Origin of the sequence: Chelativorans petroleitrophicus (assembly GCF_025398195.1) — a bacterium.
Taxonomy (GTDB): Bacteria; Pseudomonadota; Alphaproteobacteria; order Rhizobiales; family Rhizobiaceae; genus Chelativorans; species Chelativorans petroleitrophicus.
The window spans coordinates 64,887-83,576 of sequence record NZ_JAODNV010000003.1; the positions used below are offsets into that span (position 1 = coordinate 64,887).

Genomic DNA, 18,690 nt, shown 5'->3' on the forward strand with positions numbered 1-18,690 from the left:
GCCATGTTCAGACTCATTCTTGCCGCTCTTGCGTTTAATGCCGTGCTCGCCCTTCCCGCCCTTTCGGTCGAAATCGGCGACGACGGCCTGCACAAGCAGGATTGGTTCTCCATCACCTTCCGCGACATTGCCGAAGACATCGAGGAAGCCGCTGCCGAGGGAAAGCGCCTCGCCATCGTCTATGAGCAGCGGGGCTGCATCTATTGCCGGAAGCTGCACGAGGAGCTTCTCGCGGACCCGGAGGTGCGCGACTTCATCAAGGCCCATTTCAAGGTCGTTCAATACAACATGTTTGGAGACGAAGAGGTCACCGACCTGGACGGCGAGGTGCTGACAGAAAAGACCGCCGCGCGCAAATGGGGTTATGTCTTTACGCCAACTATAGTCTTTCTCCCTGAAGAGCTGCCGGAAGGAAAGTCGGTCGCCGAGGCCGCGGTGGCAACGATGCCCGGCGCCTTCGGCAAATGGGTCTTCCTGCACATGTTTGAGTGGGTCGCCCAGAAGGGCTACGAAAACGGCGAGCATTTCCAGAAATACCACGCCCGGAGACTTGCCGAGCTGCGGGCCGCCGGCAGGCAGGACGTGGAGTAGCGGCCGTGGCGATATATGCAAAAAATCATATGCATCGTTTAAATGGTCCGGCAGGGCCAGTTAGGGGTTGGCCTGCCACAGCGCACGGCAGGGGGAGAATGGTTCTATGAAGTTTGCGAAGACGATTTTTGCCGGAGCGATTTTCGCGCTGCAGGCGGCCGCCGCTCCCGCCGGTGAAGCGGTCCCGCCGGATCAGGTCAAGTTCGAGGATTTCGCTGTTGCGGAGTCGCTTACGGGCGTGCCCGGCGATCCGCAAGCGGGTGCCGAGGTTTTCAGGGACCGCGGATTGGGCAATTGCCTCGCCTGCCATGCCAACTCCGCCATGGAAGAGGAGCTGTTCCACGGAACGGTGGGACCGTCGCTTGACGGGGTAGGCTCCCGCTGGGAGCCGGCGCAGCTTCGCGCCATCGTTGCCGACGCCAAGAAGGTCTTCGGGGAAGAGACGGTCATGCCCGGCTTCTATTCGCTCAATGTGGGGGCGAACGTCGCCAAGGACAGGGTTGGCCAGACCATCCTGACGGCGCAGCAGGTCGAGGATGTGGTGGCCTATCTCGCCACGCTCAAGGAATAAGCGCGCCAGCGCAAGGAGTAGAGGAATGAAGATAAACAGACGTCAGGCCCTGGGGCTTTCCGCGGGTGCGGCCGTCTTCGCGGCCGCCGGTTTCCGCGCGGCCCCGGCGGTCGCTGATGCGGCTGCGACCGAGGTTGCGATCAAGGAGTTCACTGGCGGGATCATTCCTGCCGAGGCGGGCAAGCTCACGCTGAAGACTCCTGAGATCGCGGAAAACGGAAACACCGTGCCCGTTTCTGTCAGTGTAGAAAGCGCCATGAGCGGCGACGACATGGTTGAATCGATTGCGATCCTGGCCGAGGGCAATCCCAATCCCGGTGTCGTCGTTTTCAGTTTCACGCCCATGAGCGGCGCAGCCGCCGCCACAACGCGCATGCGCCTTGCCAAGACGCAGAACGTCATCGCCATCGCCAAGATGGCTGACGGCACGTTCTACATGGACAAGAAAGAGGTCAAGGTGACCATCGGCGGCTGCGGCGGCTGATCTGTCAGGAAGGACGACTGGAATGGCTACTCCCAGACCACGTGTGAAGGTGCCGAAGACGGCCGCGGCCGGCGAGGTGATCACGATCAAGACGCTGATCAGCCACGACATGGAATCTGGCCAGCGCAAGGACAGCGAGGGCAATACGATCCCGCGCAAGATCATCAACAAGTTCACCTGCGACTTCAACGGGCAGACGGTGTTCTCGTGCGACATCGACCCGGCGATCTCGGCCAATCCCTATTTCGAGTTCAACGCCAAGGTCGCTGAAAGCGGGACGTTCAAATTCACCTGGGTCGATGACGACGGTTCGGTCTACGAGGCCGAGGAAAAGATCGAGGTGAAGTGAATAAAGGCGGGGTAAAGTGTATGCGCCGTGGAGCTTGGGAGGGATTGCCCGTGAGAGGAAAATTTGCCGCAATCGGCGCAGGCGTGCTCGTCGCTTCGGCACTCGCCTTTTCGGCGGTGCAGGCCGAGCCTGTGGACGAGACGCTCAGCATCGACGGCGTGGAAATGACCACGCGGGCCAAGGCGCAGGAAGGCCTTCCCTTTGACGAGGTTCTCTCGGGCTGGCTGTTCCGCGAGGCGGAGACGCGGCAACTGGAGGCTGATTCCTTCGAGAATCCGGGCATGCTTTACGTCGAGCGGGGCGAGGAGATCTGGAACACGGTCGAAGGCCCTGCCGGCCAGTCCTGCGCGTCCTGCCACGGCGATGCGGCCGAATCCATGGCCGGCATCGCTGCGCATTATCCCAAGTGGGATGCGGATTCCCAGCGCCCCATCAATATTGAGCTCAGGATCGACAAGTGCCGCGTCGAGCACATGGGGCTCGAGCCCTACAAGTTCGATTCCGACGACCAGAAGGCGCTGACGACCTACATCAAGCATCAGTCGCTCGGCGAGCCAGTAAATCTCGATCTTGCCGAAGGCGACATGCAGAGCTGGTGGGAGCGTGGCAAGGAGCGCTACTACCTGCGCACCGGGCAGTTGAACTTCGCCTGTGCGTCCTGCCACGAGGCCAATTCCGGCCTGTATATCCGCGCTGACCATCTGAGCCAGGGCCAAGCGAATGGGTTTCCGACCTACCGGCTCAAGCAGGCGGACATGGTCTCCCTGCACAACCGCCTGCGCGGCTGCATCCGCGATACGCGCGCTGAAACTCCGGCGGCCTTCTCCGACGAACTGATGGCGCTGGAGGTGTATCTCACCTGGCGCGGCACCGGGCTTTCTGTCGAAACGCCAGCGGTCCGCCAGTAGCAGAATCGGGCGGGCGAGCAGCCCGCCGCCACCCGCTTTTGCGCGGAAAAGGCTCTGGCGAGTGCCGGCCCGGCATTTGATTGCGAGAGTGGAAGCATGTTTTCTCGACGCGAATTTTTGATGGCCGGTGCGGCGCTGTCGGCCATTGCCGGCTCGGGGCTTGCCGGAAAGTGGTCGCGGGCGGCGGCGCAGCAGGCGCTGACGGAGAACGACCTGCTCGATTTCGAGAGCTTCGGCAACGTGACGCTGGTCCACCTGACCGACCTTCACGCGCAGCTCATGCCGGTCTACTTCCGCGAGCCCTCCATCAATATCGGTGTGGGCGAGGCGGCCGGTCTTCCGCCCCACGTCACCGGGGTGGATTTCCTGAAACTGTATAATATCGAACCCGGAAGCCCCGAGGCCTATGCGCTGACGTCGGACGATTTCGTGTCGCTCGCCAGGACCTATGGCAGGATGGGCGGCTTCGACCGCATCGCGACCGTCATCAAGCATATCCGGGCCGAGCGCGCCGACAATATGCTGCTGCTCGACGGCGGCGACACCTGGCAGGGAAGCTACACCTCGCTGCAGACCAAGGCGCAGGACATGGTGGAGGCGATGAATTCGCTCGCACCCGATGCCATGACCGGCCATTGGGAATTCACCTATGGCGCGGAGCGCGTCCAGGAGATCATGGACGCGCTGCCTTTCCCCTTTCTCGGCGGCAACATCTATGATGCGGTATGGAACGAGCCCGCATTTGAAGCCTACCGACTGTTCGAGCGGGGCGGCGTGAAGGTCGCGGTTTTGGGCCAAGCCTTCCCGTATACGCCGATCGCCAACCCGTCCTGGATGATCCCCAACTGGTCGTTCGGCATCCGGGAGGAGGATGTGGCAGCCAATGTCGAGGCCGCGCGCGCGGAGGGCGCGGAGCTGGTCGTGCTCCTCTCCCACAATGGCGTCGATGTGGACCGCAAGCTCGCCTCCAGGGTGACCGGCATCGACGTGATCCTGAGCGGACACACCCATGACGCGCTGCCGGAACCGGTCATTGTCGGCAAAACGCTGGTGATCGCCAGCGGCTCGCACGGCAAATTCGTCACCCGCCTCGACGTGGACGTTCAGGGCGGCGAGATGAAGGGCTTCCGGCACCGGCTGATCCCCATCTTCTCCGACGTCATCACGCCGGATGCGGAGACCACGGCGCTGGTCAGCCGGTTGCGCGCGCCCTATGAGGCCGAGCTGAAACGCGAGCTCGCCACGACCGAAACGCTGCTATACCGCCGCGGCAATTTCAACGGCACCTTCGACGATCTGTTCTGCCAGGCGCTGCTGGAGGTTCGTGAGGCGGACATCGCCCTGTCGCCCGGCTTCCGATGGGGGGCCTCGCTGCTGCCCGGCCAGACGATCACGGTGGAGGATCTGCACAACGCCTGCGCCATGACCTATCCCGCGGCCTACCGCTCGACCATGAACGGCGAGACGATCAAGGCCATTCTCGAGGACGTGGCAGACAACCTGTTTAACAAGGATCCCTACTACCAGCAGGGTGGCGACATGGTACGCGTGGGCGGGATGGCCTACACGATTGACCCTCAAGCTGAGATGGGCAGCCGCATTTCGGGCATGACGCTGCTTCGGACTGGAGAGCCCGTCGATCCGGCGAAGGACTATGTCGTGGCTGGCTGGGCCTCAGTGAATGAAGGTACGGAAGGCCCGCCGATCTGGGAGGTGGTGGAGGAATATCTGTCGCACAATCCCGTGGTGCGGCTTGAGGATAACCGCTCGGTCAGGATCGCGGGCTGAGGCGGCCCGGCCTACTCGGCCGGAGAGGGCACTTCCTTGCTTGAGACCGCGCTGGCCCTACGCCCATCCACAACCCTGTCGGCAATTGCGGCGCTCGTCATCATTGCCGCGAGTGCTATGATCGAAGACAGCGCCAGCACCGAGCCGCCCGTGAAGCCAGCGCCGATCGTGCAGCCGACGGCGAGGATGCCGCCGAAGCCCATCAGCGCGGCGCCGATCGTATAGCGCAGGATCGAGGGCGCGCCTGGCTCGGAAAAGGTAACCACCCGGAATTCGCGAAAGAGGAAGGCGGCAAGAAACGCGCCGGCGAGCACGCCCAAGAGCACGCCCTGATCCAGCCCGGCAATCGTATCGGAACCGATTGCGATCTCGCCGGTCGTGGCAAGCGGCCGGATGAAGGAAAGGCTTTCGGCCTGGATCGGCTCGAACACCTGCTGGGAAAGCGTGTAGGTAAACCACCAGCCGGCGGCGACCGTGAGTCCTACGCCTATACCGCCCAGTGTACGCCATGGCGACAGCCGGACCTTGACGCAAAGCACCAGCGCGCCAAGGACAAGCACGATGCCGAGAGCCACGCCCGCCCAGCGGCCGAGCCGGGCATGAGCCAGAATGTCGTTGCCGCCGACCTGTGCGGTGCTCCACAGCCCGCCGATTGCATCCCGCAGCGGGACAAGCACGCCGCTATATGTTGCGAGTCCAACCACGCCGACGATGAGGCTTCCGTAAAGCGCGCGCAGATTGCCCGAGGCGGCGAGAACCAGCAGGCGGGAAACGCAGCCGCGCGTGAGCACCATGCCAAGCCCGAACAGCGCACCGCCGATCAGCGCGCCCGACAGGCTCTGCGCGGTCGAAAAGAACCGCGTTTCCACCACATCGAGCTCACCGTAAAGCAGCAGGAGTTGAACGCTGAGCAGGGCGGCGGCAAAGCCGGCGATCCAGGTGGCGAGCGCCCTCAGGTCGCGACCGCGGGTAAGATCGAGCACGGCCGAGCGCGTGCAGAACGCGCTGCGCTGCGCGAGAAAGCCGAAGACCAGCGCGACGATGGCACCGCCGAGCACGGCCGTGCCCGGCTCGCCCAGCCTGTCTATGAGAGGAACAAGATCCATCGTCAGCTTCCGGTGTGACTCGCCGAAGGATAACGGGTTGCGGACAAAATTCAGGATACGATGATGCGCACGGGCATGTCGACAGGGATCGATAAACCGGCAATCAAGCCGGGTTTGGATTCCTGTTCCATCGCAGCCTTTGAGGCAGGGCGTAAGCCGCTGCTACCTGATGCGCGGGAGCTCCTGCCACTGGTGGAACGGCGGCGGTGAGGAAAGCTGCCACTCCAGCGTTGTCGCGCCTTCGCCCCAGGGGTTCGAGCCTGCCAGCCGCTTCCGCGCAAAGGCTTCGGCCACACCGAACAGGAAGATGAGTATGCCGATGGCCGAAATGTAAGCGCCGTAGGACGAGACCATGTTCCACCCCGCAAAGGCGTCCGGATAGTCGATGTAGCGGCGCGGCATGCCTGCAAGCCCGAGGAAATGATGGGGAAAGAACGTTACATTCACGCCCATGAACATGATCCAGAAGTGAAGCCGGGCGATGAAGGGATTGTACATGTAGCCCGACATTTTCGGGAACCAGTAGTACCAGCCCGCGAAGATGGCGAAGACCGCGGCGAGCGAAAGGACATAATGGAAGTGCGCGACGACGTAATATGTGTCGTGCAGCGCGCGGTCGAGCCCCGCATTGGCGACCTGAACGCCCGTCACGCCGCCGACAGTGAACAGGAACACGAAGGCCATCGCCCATAGCATGGGAGCACGGAAAGTGATCGACCCGCCCCACATGGTGGCGATCCACGAGAAGACCTTCACGCCCGTCGGCACCGCGATCACCATCGTCGCGAAGGTGAAATAGCGCTGCGCGTCGAGCGAAAGTCCGACGGTGAACATGTGGTGAGCCCATACCACGAAGCCGATCACGCCGATCGCCACCATGGCATAGGCCATGCCGAGATAGCCGAAAATCGGCTTGCGCGAGAAGGTCGAGATCACGTGGCTGACGATGCCGAAGCCCGGCAGGATCATGATGTAGACTTCGGGATGGCCGAAGAACCAGAACAGGTGCTGGTAGAGGATCGGGTCACCGCCGCCGGAAGGTGCGAAGAACGTCGTCCCGAAATTGCGGTCCGTCAGCAGCATGGTGATCGCGCCGGCGAGGACGGGCAGCGCGAGAAGCAAAAGGAAAGCCGTGATCAGCATTGACCAGGCAAACAGCGGCATCTTGTGCAGCGTCATGCCGGGCGCGCGCATGTTGAGAATCGTGGTGATGAAATTGATGGCGCCGAGGATCGACGACGCGCCGGAAATGTGGATCGACAGGATCGCCATGTCGACGGCCGGGCCCGGCTGACCGGCAGTGGAAAGCAGGGGATAGAGGGTCCAGCCGGTGCCGGCACCATAGGCGCCGGAAGCGCCCGGCACGAAAAGCGACATCAGGATCAGGAGGAACGACGGCGGCAGCAGCCAGAAGGAGATGTTGTTCATACGCGGGAATGCCATGTCCGGCGCCCCGATCATGAGCGGTATCATCCAGTTGCCGAAACCGCCAATGAGGGCGGGCATGATCGTGAAGAAGATCATGATCAGGCCATGAGCGCTGGTGAAGACGTTGTACATCTCCTTGCCCGCATCGATGGCCGCCGGGCCCTCGAACCCGTAGACCATGGCCGCCAGCCCGTGGAAGATCTGGATACCAGGCTCCGCCAGCTCCCAGCGCATCATGATGGACAGGAAACCGCCGATTACCCCCGCCGTGATGGCGAAGATGAGATAGAGCGTACCGATGTCCTTGTGATTTGTGGAGTGGATCCAGCGCACCCAGCCGCGCGGACGGTCCTGGTGCATCTTGTGAACGGTTTCGGACGCCATGGCTGAAATCCCCGGTCCTTGGCATCGAGGCCAAATGGGTGAACGAAGCCGGTGCCGATAAGTTCCGGCGCGGGTTGAAGAACCAGCGCGCTATGCGGCGGGTGATATCCCATCTATCCGTTTGCCAGGGGCGCGGACCGGCTGCCCATGGGCGGAGCGGCTTGCGCTACTGAAATATGGGCATGCCCGACGTCCAGATCGCAAGGCCGATGACGGCAATCATGATCCAGAAAAGCGAATTGATGAGCATCCGGACAAGATCCCGGTTTTGATCGGTCGTCACGCCGAGCCGGTCGGAAACCCAGTCGCCGGGCGCCAGCAGAACCCAAAGGATGAACTGTCCGATCTTTCGCATGGCGGGCACTATAGGCGAGGTGGGAGGCAGGTCAAAATGGATGCCGCGGGACAGATCGACGCTCCGCGAATGGGCGCGGTGGGCCGCAAGTCATTCTTCAGCCGCGTATCTGCCGCCAGACCGTGTTCGTCAGCGACCCGCGCAAGCCCCCAAGAGCAATGTTTCCTGAAGGGCAATCCCGGAACAATCCCGAAGATCACAAGGTTCGAGCGCCGTTGCGAGGATGGAGCTCCACAATGACAAATCCAAAAGACCATATGCTTTCGTGGCTCAAGGATGCACACGCCGCTGAAGAGCAGGCAATCACCATGCTCAGCAATCTGGCGCGGCGTATCGAGAGTTACCCGGAACTCAAGGCACGCATTGAACAGCACGTCACCGAGACACGGCGGCAGGCGGAACGAGTTCGCGAGTGTCTTCGCCGCCACGGCAGCGACACCTCAACCGTGAAGGATGTGGGAACCAAGCTGATGGCCCTCGGCCAGGCGCTCAGCGGCATCTTCACGGGCGACGAGGTGATGAAAGGCGTCCTTGCAAGCTACACCTTCGAGCATATGGAGATTGCCAGCTATAGGATCCTGATTTCGGCGGCGGAGAAATTGGGAGATACCGAGACGGCCGACGTCTGCAGGGAGATTCTCGAGGAGGAGCAGGCGATGGCCGACTGGCTGGAAGACCATCTGGAAGGCATCACGGACAGGTTTCTCGCCTTGGAAGCAGCTGAACTGTAGCAGCCCTCCTTGTCTCGCGCAGAAGAGGGCATTCATAGGTCGCGCGTGCCGTTCTGATCCCCGCTAACGGGATCTATGCCAGCTTCCGGCGGTCGCAGGCATGTTGCTGACATTCTCGCCCCGCGAATTTGACAGCGCTAGCATTGTCAATTCAGCTTGCCCGAATTATGCTTCCAGACAGGAGGCTTGAAAATGGGAGGTTGAGGACTGTTGCAGCGTTTTACGGACCGCCCCGGTCACGTATGTCAGCGCTGTCATTACCGACCGCATTATTGAAAATCCGTGTCACGCGCAGCCGTTTCCGCGCGGAAACGGCTGCGGCGTCGCCGGGAGAAAGGCAGACCAAGCAACTGGCGTTTTAAGTGCTTAAGGGAGGAAAAACATGAACATAACAGCCAAGTTGACGATGGCCATCGCAGCGCTGGCGGCTACGAGTGCCGCTGCATTCGCAGGGCCCGAGGTCGTGGAAGGACCCGGACCGGAGCCCGAGTGCTTTGCGCCGTGGGATGAAAGCACTAAATATCTTCAATGGCCTGCACGCGAGGGACCCTACCGCATCGCGGTCGTGAACGGCTTCGTGGGCAACACCTGGCGCATCCAAATGATCCAGACGGCCAAGGCCTTCGCGCAGGACCCCTCCGTGGCTGACAAGATCAGCGAGTTCAAGGTCGTTTCGACCGGAACGGATGCGCCCGCGCAGCTTGGCGCGATCGAGGACTTCATCAACCAGGGCTTCGACGCGATCGTTACCATTGCGGTCTCGCCAGACGGCTTCGACCGGGTGATCCGGCTTGCGGACCGGGAAGATGTGGTGCTGGTTCCCTTCGACAACGTGCTCGACACCGACAAGGTGATGCAGGTCAACGAGGATCAGCTCGAGATGGGCCGCACGTGGGCGCGTTTCGTGCTGAAGGAGCTGGAGGCGCAGGGAAAGACCTCCGGAAAGATCCTCGAGGTGCGCGGTCTGCCCGGCAATTCGGTCGACCGCGACCGCTCGGTCGGCATTCATGAGGTGCTCGATGCCTCCGGCGGTGACTGGGAAGTCGTGCAGGTGGTTGGCAACTGGGACGATGGCACCGCGCAGAAGGTGACCGCAGACGCCATTGCCGTGCACGAGCGCTTCGATGCGATCATCACCCAGGGCGGCAGCACCGGCGTTGTCCAGGCCATGATTGATGCCGGCCATCCCTTCGTGCCGGTTGCGGGCGAGTCTGAAAACGGCTTCCGTAAGCTGATCGCCGAGCATGCGGACGAAGGCCTGAAGAGCATTTCGATCGGCCAGTCGCCAGGCCTCGTCGCCATTGCCATGAAGGCGGCGATCTCCGCACTCGAAGGCAATCCCATGCCCCAGCTCATTTCCGTGCCACTGCCTGTGGCTACCTATGATGAGCTTGAGGACGGCGTGAACTACTGGTCCGACCTGCCGGACAATTTCTTCACCGTAAACGAGTTCCCGCCTTGCGGCGTCAACATCTCCGGTCCGGCGATCATGGCCCAGACCGAGGAAGACGTGAAGTGAGGCTTGCTCCGCCGGCGCGCCTTGCGCCGGCGGCTCTTTCCGCCTGTCCTAGAGCCTTTTCATCCGGGCCCAAAGCGCATGCCGAGTGACCAGCCATTCATCCAGCTGGCGGGCGTGACGAAGTCTTTCCAGGGCATCCGTGCGCTGGAGAACGTCGCCTTCGCCTGCCGGAAGGGAAGCATCCACGCCATCCTCGGGGAAAATGGCGCGGGAAAATCCACCCTGATCAAGATCATGTCCGGCGTGCTGGCGGCCGACAGCGGCGAAATGCGCGTGGAGGGCAGGCCGGTCCGCTTCTCAACACCGGCTGAAGCCGCGAAGACCGGGATCGTCTGCATCTTCCAGGAGCTTTCGCTGGTCCCGGATCTGTCGGTGGCCGACAACATTATGCTGGCCGATCCGCCGAAGCGCTTCGGCATGATCGACCGGCGCAGGCAGCGCCGCCGCGCGGAGGAATTGCTGGCCCGCATCCGCTGCGAGGACATCGATCCGGACGCGCTCGTGCGCCAGCTCAGCCTTTCGCGCCGGCAGATGGTGGAGATCGCGAAGGCGCTGGGCCAGGAGCCGCGCCTGCTCATTCTTGACGAGGCGACGTCGGCGCTCACCAGCCGCGACGTCCAGACGGTCTACGACCTTCTGGCCGAGCTCAAGGAGCAGGATGTCGCCTGTCTCTTCATCTCCCACCGCATGCATGAGGTGGAGGCACTCTGCGATACCCTTTCGGTGTTCCGGAACGGCCGGCACATCGAAACCTTCGCGAAGGGCGAAAAGAGCGACCGGGAAATCGTCCACCTGATGATCGGGCGCGATGTTGAGACGCAGTTCCCGCCCAGGCCCGAACCGCGCCGCCGTGAGCCGCTTCTGGAGGTGAAGAACCTGAGATGGGAAAACAGGCTGAAGGGCATCGACCTCTCGGTGGGCCGCGGAGAGATCGTCGGCCTCGGCGGTCTCGACGGGCAAGGCCAGAAGGAGCTGCTGCTCGCGCTTTTCGGGGTCCTGCGGCAGGTCGAGGGAACGGTCAAGGTGGGGGGCATGGAAGGCGTTCCTGCCTCGCCGGCTGCCGCCCGCAGCGCCAGGACGCGCATTGCCCTCGTGCCGGAGGACCGCAAGACCGAAGGGCTGATGCTGCAGCTGCCCATCGCAGACAATCTGCTCGCCTCCGCCTTCGCGCGGGTCTCCAGCGGGCCGTTCATCGACCGGGCCAAGGCGGAGACGGCGATATCGGCTGCCATCGAGAAGCTGCGGATCAGGCTTGGCAGCCCCCGCGACATCGTTGCCACCCTTTCGGGCGGAAACCAGCAGAAGGTCGTCATCGCCAAGTGGCTGATGGTGGAACCGGACCTCATCCTGCTCAACGACCCCACGCGCGGCATCGACGTTGGCACGAAGCAGGAGATTTACCGGCTGATGCGCGACCTTGCCGAGGAAGGAAAGGCGGTCCTTTTCTATTCGAGCGACTATGCGGAGCTGATCGGCTGCTGCGACCGCGTGTCGGTCATGTATGACGGCCGCGTCGTCGCCGAGCTGGAAGGGGAGGGGATCACCGAGGAGGCCATCGTCGCCGCCTCGCTCAATATCGCGCCGGAGGCAGCGGCATGAGGCTCGCCAAGCGCCTTCACAGCGCCGCGCTCAGAAATCGGGCGTTTCTCGGCGCTCTTCTTCTCTTTGCGGTTTTTTACCTCGTCTACCACATGCTGCATCCGCGCGGCTTTTCTTCCGCGGTGCTCATCCAGAACACCAATGAATCGGTGGCGATCGTTTTCGTGGCGATGGCGCAAACCTTGCCGGTGCTGACCGGCGGGCTGGACCTCTCCGTCGGCGCGGTGATGACGCTCACCAACTGCATCGCCTCCGAGCTGCTCACCGGCACGCCGGCCGAGATGCTTTTCGGTGCATTGCTTACCCTTGCCTGCGGCGCGGCCTTCGGCTGTGTCAATGGCCTGATCGTCGTCTACGGGCGAATCCAACCCATCATCACCACGCTCGCCACGGGGGCGGTCGCCATCGGGCTTGCGCTGCTGATCAGGCCGCGTCCCGGCGGCGAGGTCGATGATGATCTCAGCTGGGCAATGACCAACACGGTTTTCGACTTCGCCGAAACCTACGGCCTTGCCGAGGGCGGCGAGGCGGCGTGGCTTCAGCCCTTTGCCGCCATCCCGGTTCCGCTTCTGATCGTGCTTGCGGTGGTGCTGTTCATCTGGCTTCCCTTCCGCAATACGCAGATGGGGCGCACCGTTTATGCGGTGGGTTCAGCGGAAGGGGCTGCCTACATGTCGGGCCTGCCGGTGGAGCGTGCCAAGATCGCCGCCTTCACGCTCGCCGGTCTCTTCGCCGCCTGTGCCGGCCTTTATCTCGCTATTCAGACCTCTTCGGGCAATGCCGACGTTACCCAGGCTGGCGCCTATACGCTGAATTCTATCGCTGCCGTTGTGCTCGGAGGCACGTCGCTCTATGGCGGCGTGGGCGGCGCGATCGGCTCGCTTGTGGGCGCGCTGATCCTGCGCGTCATCTCGTTCTACTTCCGCATCCTGGCGATCGACCCGCTGCTGCAGCCTCTGATCGAGGGCGTGGTGCTGCTTGGCGCGGTCAGTCTTGGTGCGCTGCGCACGCTGAGGGTGAAGAACAGGCTGGAGCTTTTCCGATGACCGCAAGCGCCATCACGCGCGCCATCGCGCGCATTCGTGAGGAGGAACGGCCGGTCCTGATCGCCGCGGGCTTCGTTCTCGTCATCCTGATAATAGGCACCGCCTATACAATGCTCACCCAGGGCACGGCGCCGCTTCTTTCGCCCAACTACCTGCTCCAGCAGCTGCAGACCGGCGCTTTCCTCGGCATCTGCGCTGCGGGCATGATGGTGGTGATACTTCTCGGCCACATCGACCTGTCGATCCCCTGGACGCTGACCACGGCGGCCATGATGGCGACCGCTGTTGGGGGTGAAATGGCGATCCCGACGGGTATCGCCGTGGGGCTGGCGGTGGGCCTCTTTAACGGGTTTGGTGCGGCGGTGCTGCGCATCCCGTCCATGATATTCACCCTCGGCGTCGACAGCGTGCTGCGCGGGCTCATGGTCTTCCATACGGGCGGCTTTGCGCCGCAGACGGATGCGACGCCGCTAATGCGTTTTCTGGCCTCCGGCAGGGTGCTCGGCATCCCCTCTGCCGTCTTTGTCTGGGCTTTGGTGTCGGTCGTGATTGCCGTGATGCTGAGCCGGACCGCCTTCGGCCGCGCGATCTACGCCACGGGGTCCCGCGAAGCGGCGGCCTATCTCTCCGGCATCCGTACCCGCCTTGTCATCATCGGGGCCTTCGTCTGCTCCGGCGTGTGCGCGGCCATCGCGGGGATACTTCTCGCCGGCTACGCCACGCAGGCCTACCAGGGCATGGGGAACATCTTCCTGCTGCCCTCGATCGCTGCCGTGGTTCTCGGAGGTACGCATATCCTGGGCGGCCGCGGCCGCTATATTGGAACGCTTGTCGGCGTTATCCTCATCGTGCTCTTGAATTCGGTCCTGTCGATGATGCAGATGCCTGAGGCGGTTCGCCAGATCATCTACGGCGCGGTGATCATCGCCATGCTGCTCGTTTACGGGCGCAATTCGAAAGTCACGTTCTGAGGGAGGCAAGACGCGATGGCGGAGGAACACTACGAGATACGCGACGAGCGCTTCGCGAAGCTCATCCACATGAATGCCGATGTGGAGGTTCTGTGGACCGGTGGCCGCTGGACGGAGGGCCCGGCCTATTTCCCCGCCGGGCGCTATCTGATCTGGTCGGACATCCCGAACGACCGGCTCCTTCGCTGGGACGAGACGAGTGGCGCCGTTTCGGTGTTCGAGCAGGGCTGCCTCAACCAGAACGGCCATACGGTTGATCGGATGGGACGGCTCATCTGCTGCGAGCATCGCGGCCGGGCGGTCACCCGCCGGGAATTTGACGGCTCGCGCACGGTGCTTGCGAGCCATTTTGAGGGCAAGAGGTTCAATTCCCCCAATGACGTGGTGGAAAAATCGGACGGCTCCATCTGGTTCACCGATCCCACTTACGGCATCGACAGCGAGTATGAGGGCGACGCGGCGGAAAGCGAGATCGGTGGCTCGTTCGTCTATCGGATCGATCCCGACGGCACGGTGGACTGCGTTATTACCGATATGGTCCAGCCGAACGGACTCGCCTTCTCGCCCGACGAAAGCATCCTCTACGTGGCCGATACGGGGCACACGCACCGCCCGGACTGCAAGCCGGTAATCCGTGCTTATCCCCTTCGGGACGGCGGAAAGAAGGTTGGCGCGGGGAGCGAGTTCGCCACTTGCGAGGCGGGCCTGTTCGACGGCTTCCGCGTGGACACGAACGGAAATATCTGGTCCTCGGCCGGCGACGGGGTGCATTGCTTCGCGCCCGACGGCACGCTGCTCGGCAAGATCCGCACGCCTCGCGTGGTTTCCAATGTCTGCTTCGGCGGCCCCAAGCGCAACCGCCTGTTCATCTGCGCCACGACCATGCTGCTGTCGGTCTATGTGAATGCAAGGGGCTGCGGGCTGTAAGGCTTCCCGTTTCGTTCCTTCGGAGCGGCGAGTTGCGGTCCGGGGGAGAGCAGCGACATGCCGAACTTCGGGAAGCCAGGCATTTGGTTCATTCGGGTCTTGCAGCGAAAAGCCCGAATGAACCCTATTCGCGCTCACTGATGCCGATAAGGTGCCGCCGGCAGAACGGGATCGCCTCACGCACCACCTGTTCCACGCTGGGCGCTACATCGATCCGGCAAATGGGTTTCTCCTGAAGCAGGTCTGGAGGCTCCAGAGTGTCGAACTGGCTGTCGAGAAGAGTGGCCGGCATGAAATGACCTTTCCGGACAGCGAGGCGGCTTCGGATCACCTCCCGCTCGCCGTCCAGAAAGATGAGTGCGAACGCCCCCATCCTTTCGCGCAGGAAATCGCGATAGCGGCGTTTGAGCGCCGAGCAGGCGATGAAGGCCGGGGCGCTGCTTTCAGCGTTCAGCGCCGTCACCGCCTCCGCGATGCGCGCCAGCCATTCCCAGCGGTGCTCGTCGGTGAGAGGAATGCCGCTCGACATGGCCCGTATATTCCGTTCCGGATGGAACCTGTCGCCTTCGAGGAAGTGGCCGCCGAAGGCTTCGACGAGGCGCTCCGCCACCGTAGTCTTGCCGACGCCGCTTACACCCATGACGATGGCGTTCCGGCAGCGTTCGGTCACATGCTCCTCCTCGGGCAGTTCATCTGATGACTCAGTCATGTTAGCGCTGTCACGCAACGATGGCTAGCATGTGCCGGTCATGTTGCATTAGGATGAAAACGGCGAATGGGAGGAATGCTGCGGAATGCGCGACGGCAGGAAGGTGACACTGTCCGATGTGGCAGCCCATGTCGGTGTTAGCGCGATCACCGTATCACGCGCGCTGCGCACACCGGAGAAGGTCTCCCTCAAGCTGCGCGAGGAAATCTCCAGGGCCATAGATCTGCTCGGTTATGTGCCCGACCCGGCGGCGCGGGCGCTTGCTTCCAGCCGGACGGACGTCATCGGCGTCATCATTCCTTCCGTCACCAACAGCGTTTTTGCGGATGTCCTGCGGGGCATCTATACGGCGGTCGAAAAGACCCCCTTCGACATCCAGCTCGGCAATACGCGGTATTCGCCCCTCAAAGAAGAGAAGCTGCTCAAGGTTTTTCTTGGCCAGAAGCCGGCCGGGCTCATCGTCTCCGGGATCGACCAGTCGGAAAGGGGGCGCAGCCTGCTTGAAACGGCGTCCTGTCCGGTGGTGCAGATCATGGAAACGGGCGAGAATCCCGTCGACATAATGATCGGCTTTTCGCATTACGAGGCCGCGCGCGCCGCCACGATCCATCTGATAGAGCAAGGCTACCGCAAGCTTGCCTTCATGGGCGCCAGAATGGACCCGCGCACGCAGCGCCGCTTCCAGGGCTTCCGGCAGGCAGCGGCCGAGGCCGGCCTCTTTTCGGAAGAGCGGGTCGTGACCACCGCCGAGCCCTCGTCCGTCAGCCTGGGTTCGCAGCTCTTTTGCGAGCTGATCGAACAGGCGCCGGACCTTGATGCCGTGTTTTGCATCAATGACGATCTTGCGCTGGGCGTCATGTTCGAGGCGCAGCGGCGACGGTTGTCCGTTCCCGACCGGCTCGGCATTTGCGGCTTCAACGACCTTGAGATGATGGCGGCCGCCGAACCGCCGATCACCAGCGTGCGCACTTTCCGCTATGAGATGGGAAAGCGCGCGGTGGAAATGCTACTGGAGGCGATTGCCGTCGGCCGCGGCCACAGAGGAACGATCGTCGATCTCGGCTTCGAAGTGAGGAAGCGCGCAAGCACCGCCCGCGGCAGCTGCGGCGCATCGGACTGAACTCCCTGCCGAAAAGCCCATTGATCGGGTGAAGTGAAGCCAAGGAGGATGTGTTGCGCTCGGGAGCAATGTAATACTGCCGAATCATTTCGGCGATGTCATTTCAGGCTGGTGAATTGGGCAATTCCGGGTATATCGCTGTCATCTGCACGTCCGAGCAGGCCTCATTGCACATCCGTCGCTGCGGAACAGGCGGTGAGCCGTCATGTGATTCTGAAGCAATGCCGCATCTCCGCGGTTGAAGGAAGCCTCGCCGCTTTTTCCCATGGAAACCACAGAAGCCCCTGTCGTTCATGCGCGCTACGCCGCGTTCCGTCACAGTGCGTTCACCCGCTACTGGCTGGCGCGAGCCTTTGCCTCCTTCGCCACCCAGATCGTTTCCGTGGCAGTGGGCTGGCAGATTTACGACCTGACGCGCGATCCGTTCGATCTCGGGCTGGTGGGCATCATCCAGTTCGCACCTTCGCTCCTTCTCTTCCTGGTAACGGGCGCCGTGGCGGACCGCTTCGGGCGGCGCATGATCATGGGCCTTTCTGTTACGCTCGAGGCAATCTGCGCCAGCATTCTGCTGATCCTTACGTTGCGGGGGCTCAGTTCCGCCCTGCCGGTCTTCGTGGTGCTTGCTGTCTTCGGCATTGCGCGCGCATTCCTGGGGCCGGCGTCGGCCTCGCTGATCGCCAATCTGGTTCCGGCGAAGGATTTCGCCAACGCTGTGGCATGGAACTCCACTGCCTGGCACCTTGCGACCATCACAGGTCCGGTCGCGGGCGGCTTGCTCTACGGCATTTCGGCCGAAGTTGCCTATGGAACCGCGGCGGTGCTCATGCTCGCTGCGGCGGGCTTCTGCTTCTCCATCCCCAAACCTGCCCAGCGCACCGGGACGGAGCAGCCCTCGATCGAGGCGCTGCTTGCAGGTTTTCGCTATATCTGGCGGGAGAAGGTCGTGCTCGGCGCGATCTCGCTCGACCTTTTCGCCGTCCTGCTTGGCGGGGCGGTGGCTCTCATGCCCGTCTATGCGCGCGACATCCTGGAGGTCGGGCCCTGGGGCCTGGGACTGCTGCGCTCGTCCCCTGGCATCGGGGCGCTGCTGGTCACTCTGTGGCTGGCCGGGCATCCGATCCGTGATCATGCGGGCGTGATCATGTTCGTCTTCGTCGCCTTTTTCGGCGTGTTCACCGCCGTTTTCGGCGTCTCGACCGTGGCATGGCTGTCGATCGCCGCGCTTGCCGGACTTGGTGCTGCCGACATGGTCAGCGTTTACATCCGTGAGACGCTGATCCAGCTCTGGACGCCGGACCGCTTGCGCGGCCGCGTCAACGCGGTCAACATGGTCTTTGTCGGCGCGTCGAACGAGTTGGGAGAGTTCCGTGCCGGCACGATGGCGGCCCTCATCGGCGCCGTGCCGGCGGTGGTCTTCGGTGGTGTGGGCGCGGTGGCCGTCGCTGCGCTGTGGGCCTGGCTCTTCCCAGAGCTGCGCCGCACACGCCACCTCGATGTGCCTGAACGGCTGGGCGGGTGAGACCTCAGACCATCCCTAGCGCAGCCTTGTAGAGCTCCAGGATAGCCTCCTCTTCCTGCCGCTCGGCCTGATCCTTCTTGCGCAGGCGGACGATCGTGCGCACGGCCTTCACGTCGAAGCCATTGCCCTTCATCTCGGCATAGACTTCCTTGATGTCGTCCGAGATCGTCTTCTTTTCCTCTTCGAGCCGCTCGATGCGCTCGATGAAAGCGCGGAGCTGTCCGGCGGCAACGGTCTGCGCGGTCTCACTGGTAATGTCGTCAGCCATGGCTGTCTCCGGAATGAACGGGAGGGGAACCGGCCCCGACTCGGGCAGGCGAGGAATGACGGTTCGATGCCTTAGCGCACCGTTCAGGTCAAGGCCGTTCCGCGCCGCAGGCCATGGTTCCTGCCGCAGCGTCGGCCGCTCGCTTTCCGGATGATGGCGCGCGCCCCTTTTTTGCGGGCTGCCGCAGTACCATATGAGCCCAGGTCGCGCCCAAGGACGCGCGGATCCCTTTCGCAATTGCGAAAAAACCTGTATGAGCGCGGCCAACGAAATGCCGGTGCGGCTCAACGCCTGCTCCACTGACCCCCGAAGAGAAC

Annotated in this window: 19 protein-coding genes; 14 read left to right on the top strand and 5 right to left on the bottom strand. The window is 62.9% G+C overall.

Annotated features, from left to right (window positions below; all coding sequences use genetic code 11):
* Positions 1 to 3: 3 nt before the first annotated feature.
* From NYR54_RS01215 to soxB, 6 genes are all read left to right on the top strand, one after another.
* A complete protein-coding gene (locus tag NYR54_RS01215; RefSeq protein ID WP_261513570.1) occupies positions 4 to 591 on the top strand; it encodes a SoxW family protein in 588 nt (195 codons plus the stop codon).
* Positions 592 to 697: 106 nt separating this feature from the next.
* Complete coding sequence (soxX, locus tag NYR54_RS01220; protein WP_261513572.1) at positions 698 to 1,162, top strand: sulfur oxidation c-type cytochrome SoxX; 465 nt, start codon at positions 698 to 700, stop codon at positions 1,160 to 1,162.
* 25 nt (positions 1,163 to 1,187) lie between these two features.
* Positions 1,188 to 1,646: a thiosulfate oxidation carrier protein SoxY gene (gene soxY, locus NYR54_RS01225; protein WP_261513573.1), complete on the top strand. Its 459-nt coding sequence runs from the start codon at positions 1,188 to 1,190 to the stop codon at positions 1,644 to 1,646.
* Positions 1,647 to 1,668: 22 nt separating this feature from the next.
* On the top strand, positions 1,669 to 1,995 hold the full coding sequence (soxZ, locus tag NYR54_RS01230; protein ID WP_261513574.1) for a thiosulfate oxidation carrier complex protein SoxZ: 327 nt from the start codon (positions 1,669 to 1,671) through the stop codon (positions 1,993 to 1,995).
* Positions 1,996 to 2,045: 50 nt separating this feature from the next.
* The gene (gene soxA, locus NYR54_RS01235) at positions 2,046 to 2,903 is read left to right on the top strand and encodes a sulfur oxidation c-type cytochrome SoxA (RefSeq protein ID WP_261513575.1); all 858 of its coding nucleotides are present in this window, start codon (positions 2,046 to 2,048) and stop codon (positions 2,901 to 2,903) included.
* Between the two features lie 96 nt (positions 2,904 to 2,999).
* Positions 3,000 to 4,691 (top strand): thiosulfohydrolase SoxB, encoded by a 1,692-nt coding sequence (gene soxB / locus NYR54_RS01240; RefSeq protein WP_261513576.1) that lies wholly within the window; start codon positions 3,000 to 3,002, stop codon positions 4,689 to 4,691.
* Between the two features lie 11 nt (positions 4,692 to 4,702).
* Here the strand turns inward: soxB and NYR54_RS01245 are convergent, their stop codons facing one another.
* The 3 genes from NYR54_RS01245 to NYR54_RS01255 all read right to left on the bottom strand — a co-directional run bounded on the left by NYR54_RS01245 (position 4,703) and on the right by NYR54_RS01255 (position 7,964).
* Positions 4,703 to 5,797 (bottom strand): YeeE/YedE family protein, encoded by a 1,095-nt coding sequence (locus tag NYR54_RS01245; protein ID WP_261513577.1) that lies wholly within the window; start codon positions 5,795 to 5,797, stop codon positions 4,703 to 4,705.
* Positions 5,798 to 5,959: 162 nt separating this feature from the next.
* Positions 5,960 to 7,609 (bottom strand): cytochrome c oxidase subunit I, encoded by a 1,650-nt coding sequence (gene ctaD / locus NYR54_RS01250; protein ID WP_261513579.1) that lies wholly within the window; start codon positions 7,607 to 7,609, stop codon positions 5,960 to 5,962.
* Between the two features lie 166 nt (positions 7,610 to 7,775).
* Positions 7,776 to 7,964 (bottom strand): hypothetical protein, encoded by a 189-nt coding sequence (locus NYR54_RS01255; protein ID WP_261513580.1) that lies wholly within the window; start codon positions 7,962 to 7,964, stop codon positions 7,776 to 7,778.
* Positions 7,965 to 8,200: 236 nt separating this feature from the next.
* Between NYR54_RS01255 and NYR54_RS01260 the strand changes: the two genes are divergently transcribed.
* The 6 genes from NYR54_RS01260 (at position 8,201) to NYR54_RS01285 (ending at position 14,757) form a co-directional block, all read left to right on the top strand.
* Positions 8,201 to 8,695, top strand: coding sequence for a ferritin-like domain-containing protein (locus tag NYR54_RS01260; protein ID WP_261513581.1), 495 nt, complete (start codon positions 8,201 to 8,203; stop codon positions 8,693 to 8,695).
* A 382-nt stretch (positions 8,696 to 9,077) separates the two neighbouring features.
* Positions 9,078 to 10,214: a sugar ABC transporter substrate-binding protein gene (locus NYR54_RS01265; RefSeq protein ID WP_261513582.1), complete on the top strand. Its 1,137-nt coding sequence runs from the start codon at positions 9,078 to 9,080 to the stop codon at positions 10,212 to 10,214.
* 78 nt (positions 10,215 to 10,292) lie between these two features.
* Positions 10,293 to 11,813 (top strand): sugar ABC transporter ATP-binding protein, encoded by a 1,521-nt coding sequence (locus NYR54_RS01270; RefSeq protein WP_261513583.1) that lies wholly within the window; start codon positions 10,293 to 10,295, stop codon positions 11,811 to 11,813.
* The gene (locus NYR54_RS01275; protein ID WP_261513584.1) at positions 11,810 to 12,859 is read left to right on the top strand and encodes an ABC transporter permease; all 1,050 of its coding nucleotides are present in this window, start codon (positions 11,810 to 11,812) and stop codon (positions 12,857 to 12,859) included. The genes NYR54_RS01270 and NYR54_RS01275 overlap by 4 nt, the downstream gene beginning before the upstream one ends.
* On the top strand, positions 12,856 to 13,830 hold the full coding sequence (locus NYR54_RS01280; protein WP_261513585.1) for an ABC transporter permease: 975 nt from the start codon (positions 12,856 to 12,858) through the stop codon (positions 13,828 to 13,830). The genes NYR54_RS01275 and NYR54_RS01280 overlap by 4 nt, the downstream gene beginning before the upstream one ends.
* Before the next feature lie 15 nt (positions 13,831 to 13,845).
* Positions 13,846 to 14,757 (top strand): SMP-30/gluconolactonase/LRE family protein, encoded by a 912-nt coding sequence (locus NYR54_RS01285; RefSeq protein ID WP_261513586.1) that lies wholly within the window; start codon positions 13,846 to 13,848, stop codon positions 14,755 to 14,757.
* A 124-nt stretch (positions 14,758 to 14,881) separates the two neighbouring features.
* Here NYR54_RS01285 and NYR54_RS01290 read toward each other — a convergent pair whose 3' ends face one another.
* The gene (locus tag NYR54_RS01290; protein WP_261513587.1) at positions 14,882 to 15,466 is read right to left on the bottom strand and encodes a gluconokinase; all 585 of its coding nucleotides are present in this window, start codon (positions 15,464 to 15,466) and stop codon (positions 14,882 to 14,884) included.
* A gap of 85 nt (positions 15,467 to 15,551) precedes the next feature.
* On the opposite strand from NYR54_RS01290, the gene gntR reads away from it, so the two are divergent.
* Both gntR and NYR54_RS01300 read left to right on the top strand, forming a co-directional pair.
* Positions 15,552 to 16,586: an HTH-type transcriptional regulator GntR gene (gene gntR, locus NYR54_RS01295; protein WP_261513588.1), complete on the top strand. Its 1,035-nt coding sequence runs from the start codon at positions 15,552 to 15,554 to the stop codon at positions 16,584 to 16,586.
* Between the two features lie 265 nt (positions 16,587 to 16,851).
* Positions 16,852 to 18,105, top strand: coding sequence for an MFS transporter (locus NYR54_RS01300; RefSeq protein ID WP_261513589.1), 1,254 nt, complete (start codon positions 16,852 to 16,854; stop codon positions 18,103 to 18,105).
* A 4-nt stretch (positions 18,106 to 18,109) separates the two neighbouring features.
* Here the strand turns inward: NYR54_RS01300 and NYR54_RS01305 are convergent, their stop codons facing one another.
* Positions 18,110 to 18,373 (bottom strand): DUF2312 domain-containing protein, encoded by a 264-nt coding sequence (locus NYR54_RS01305; RefSeq protein WP_261513590.1) that lies wholly within the window; start codon positions 18,371 to 18,373, stop codon positions 18,110 to 18,112.
* Positions 18,374 to 18,690 lie beyond the last annotated feature (317 nt).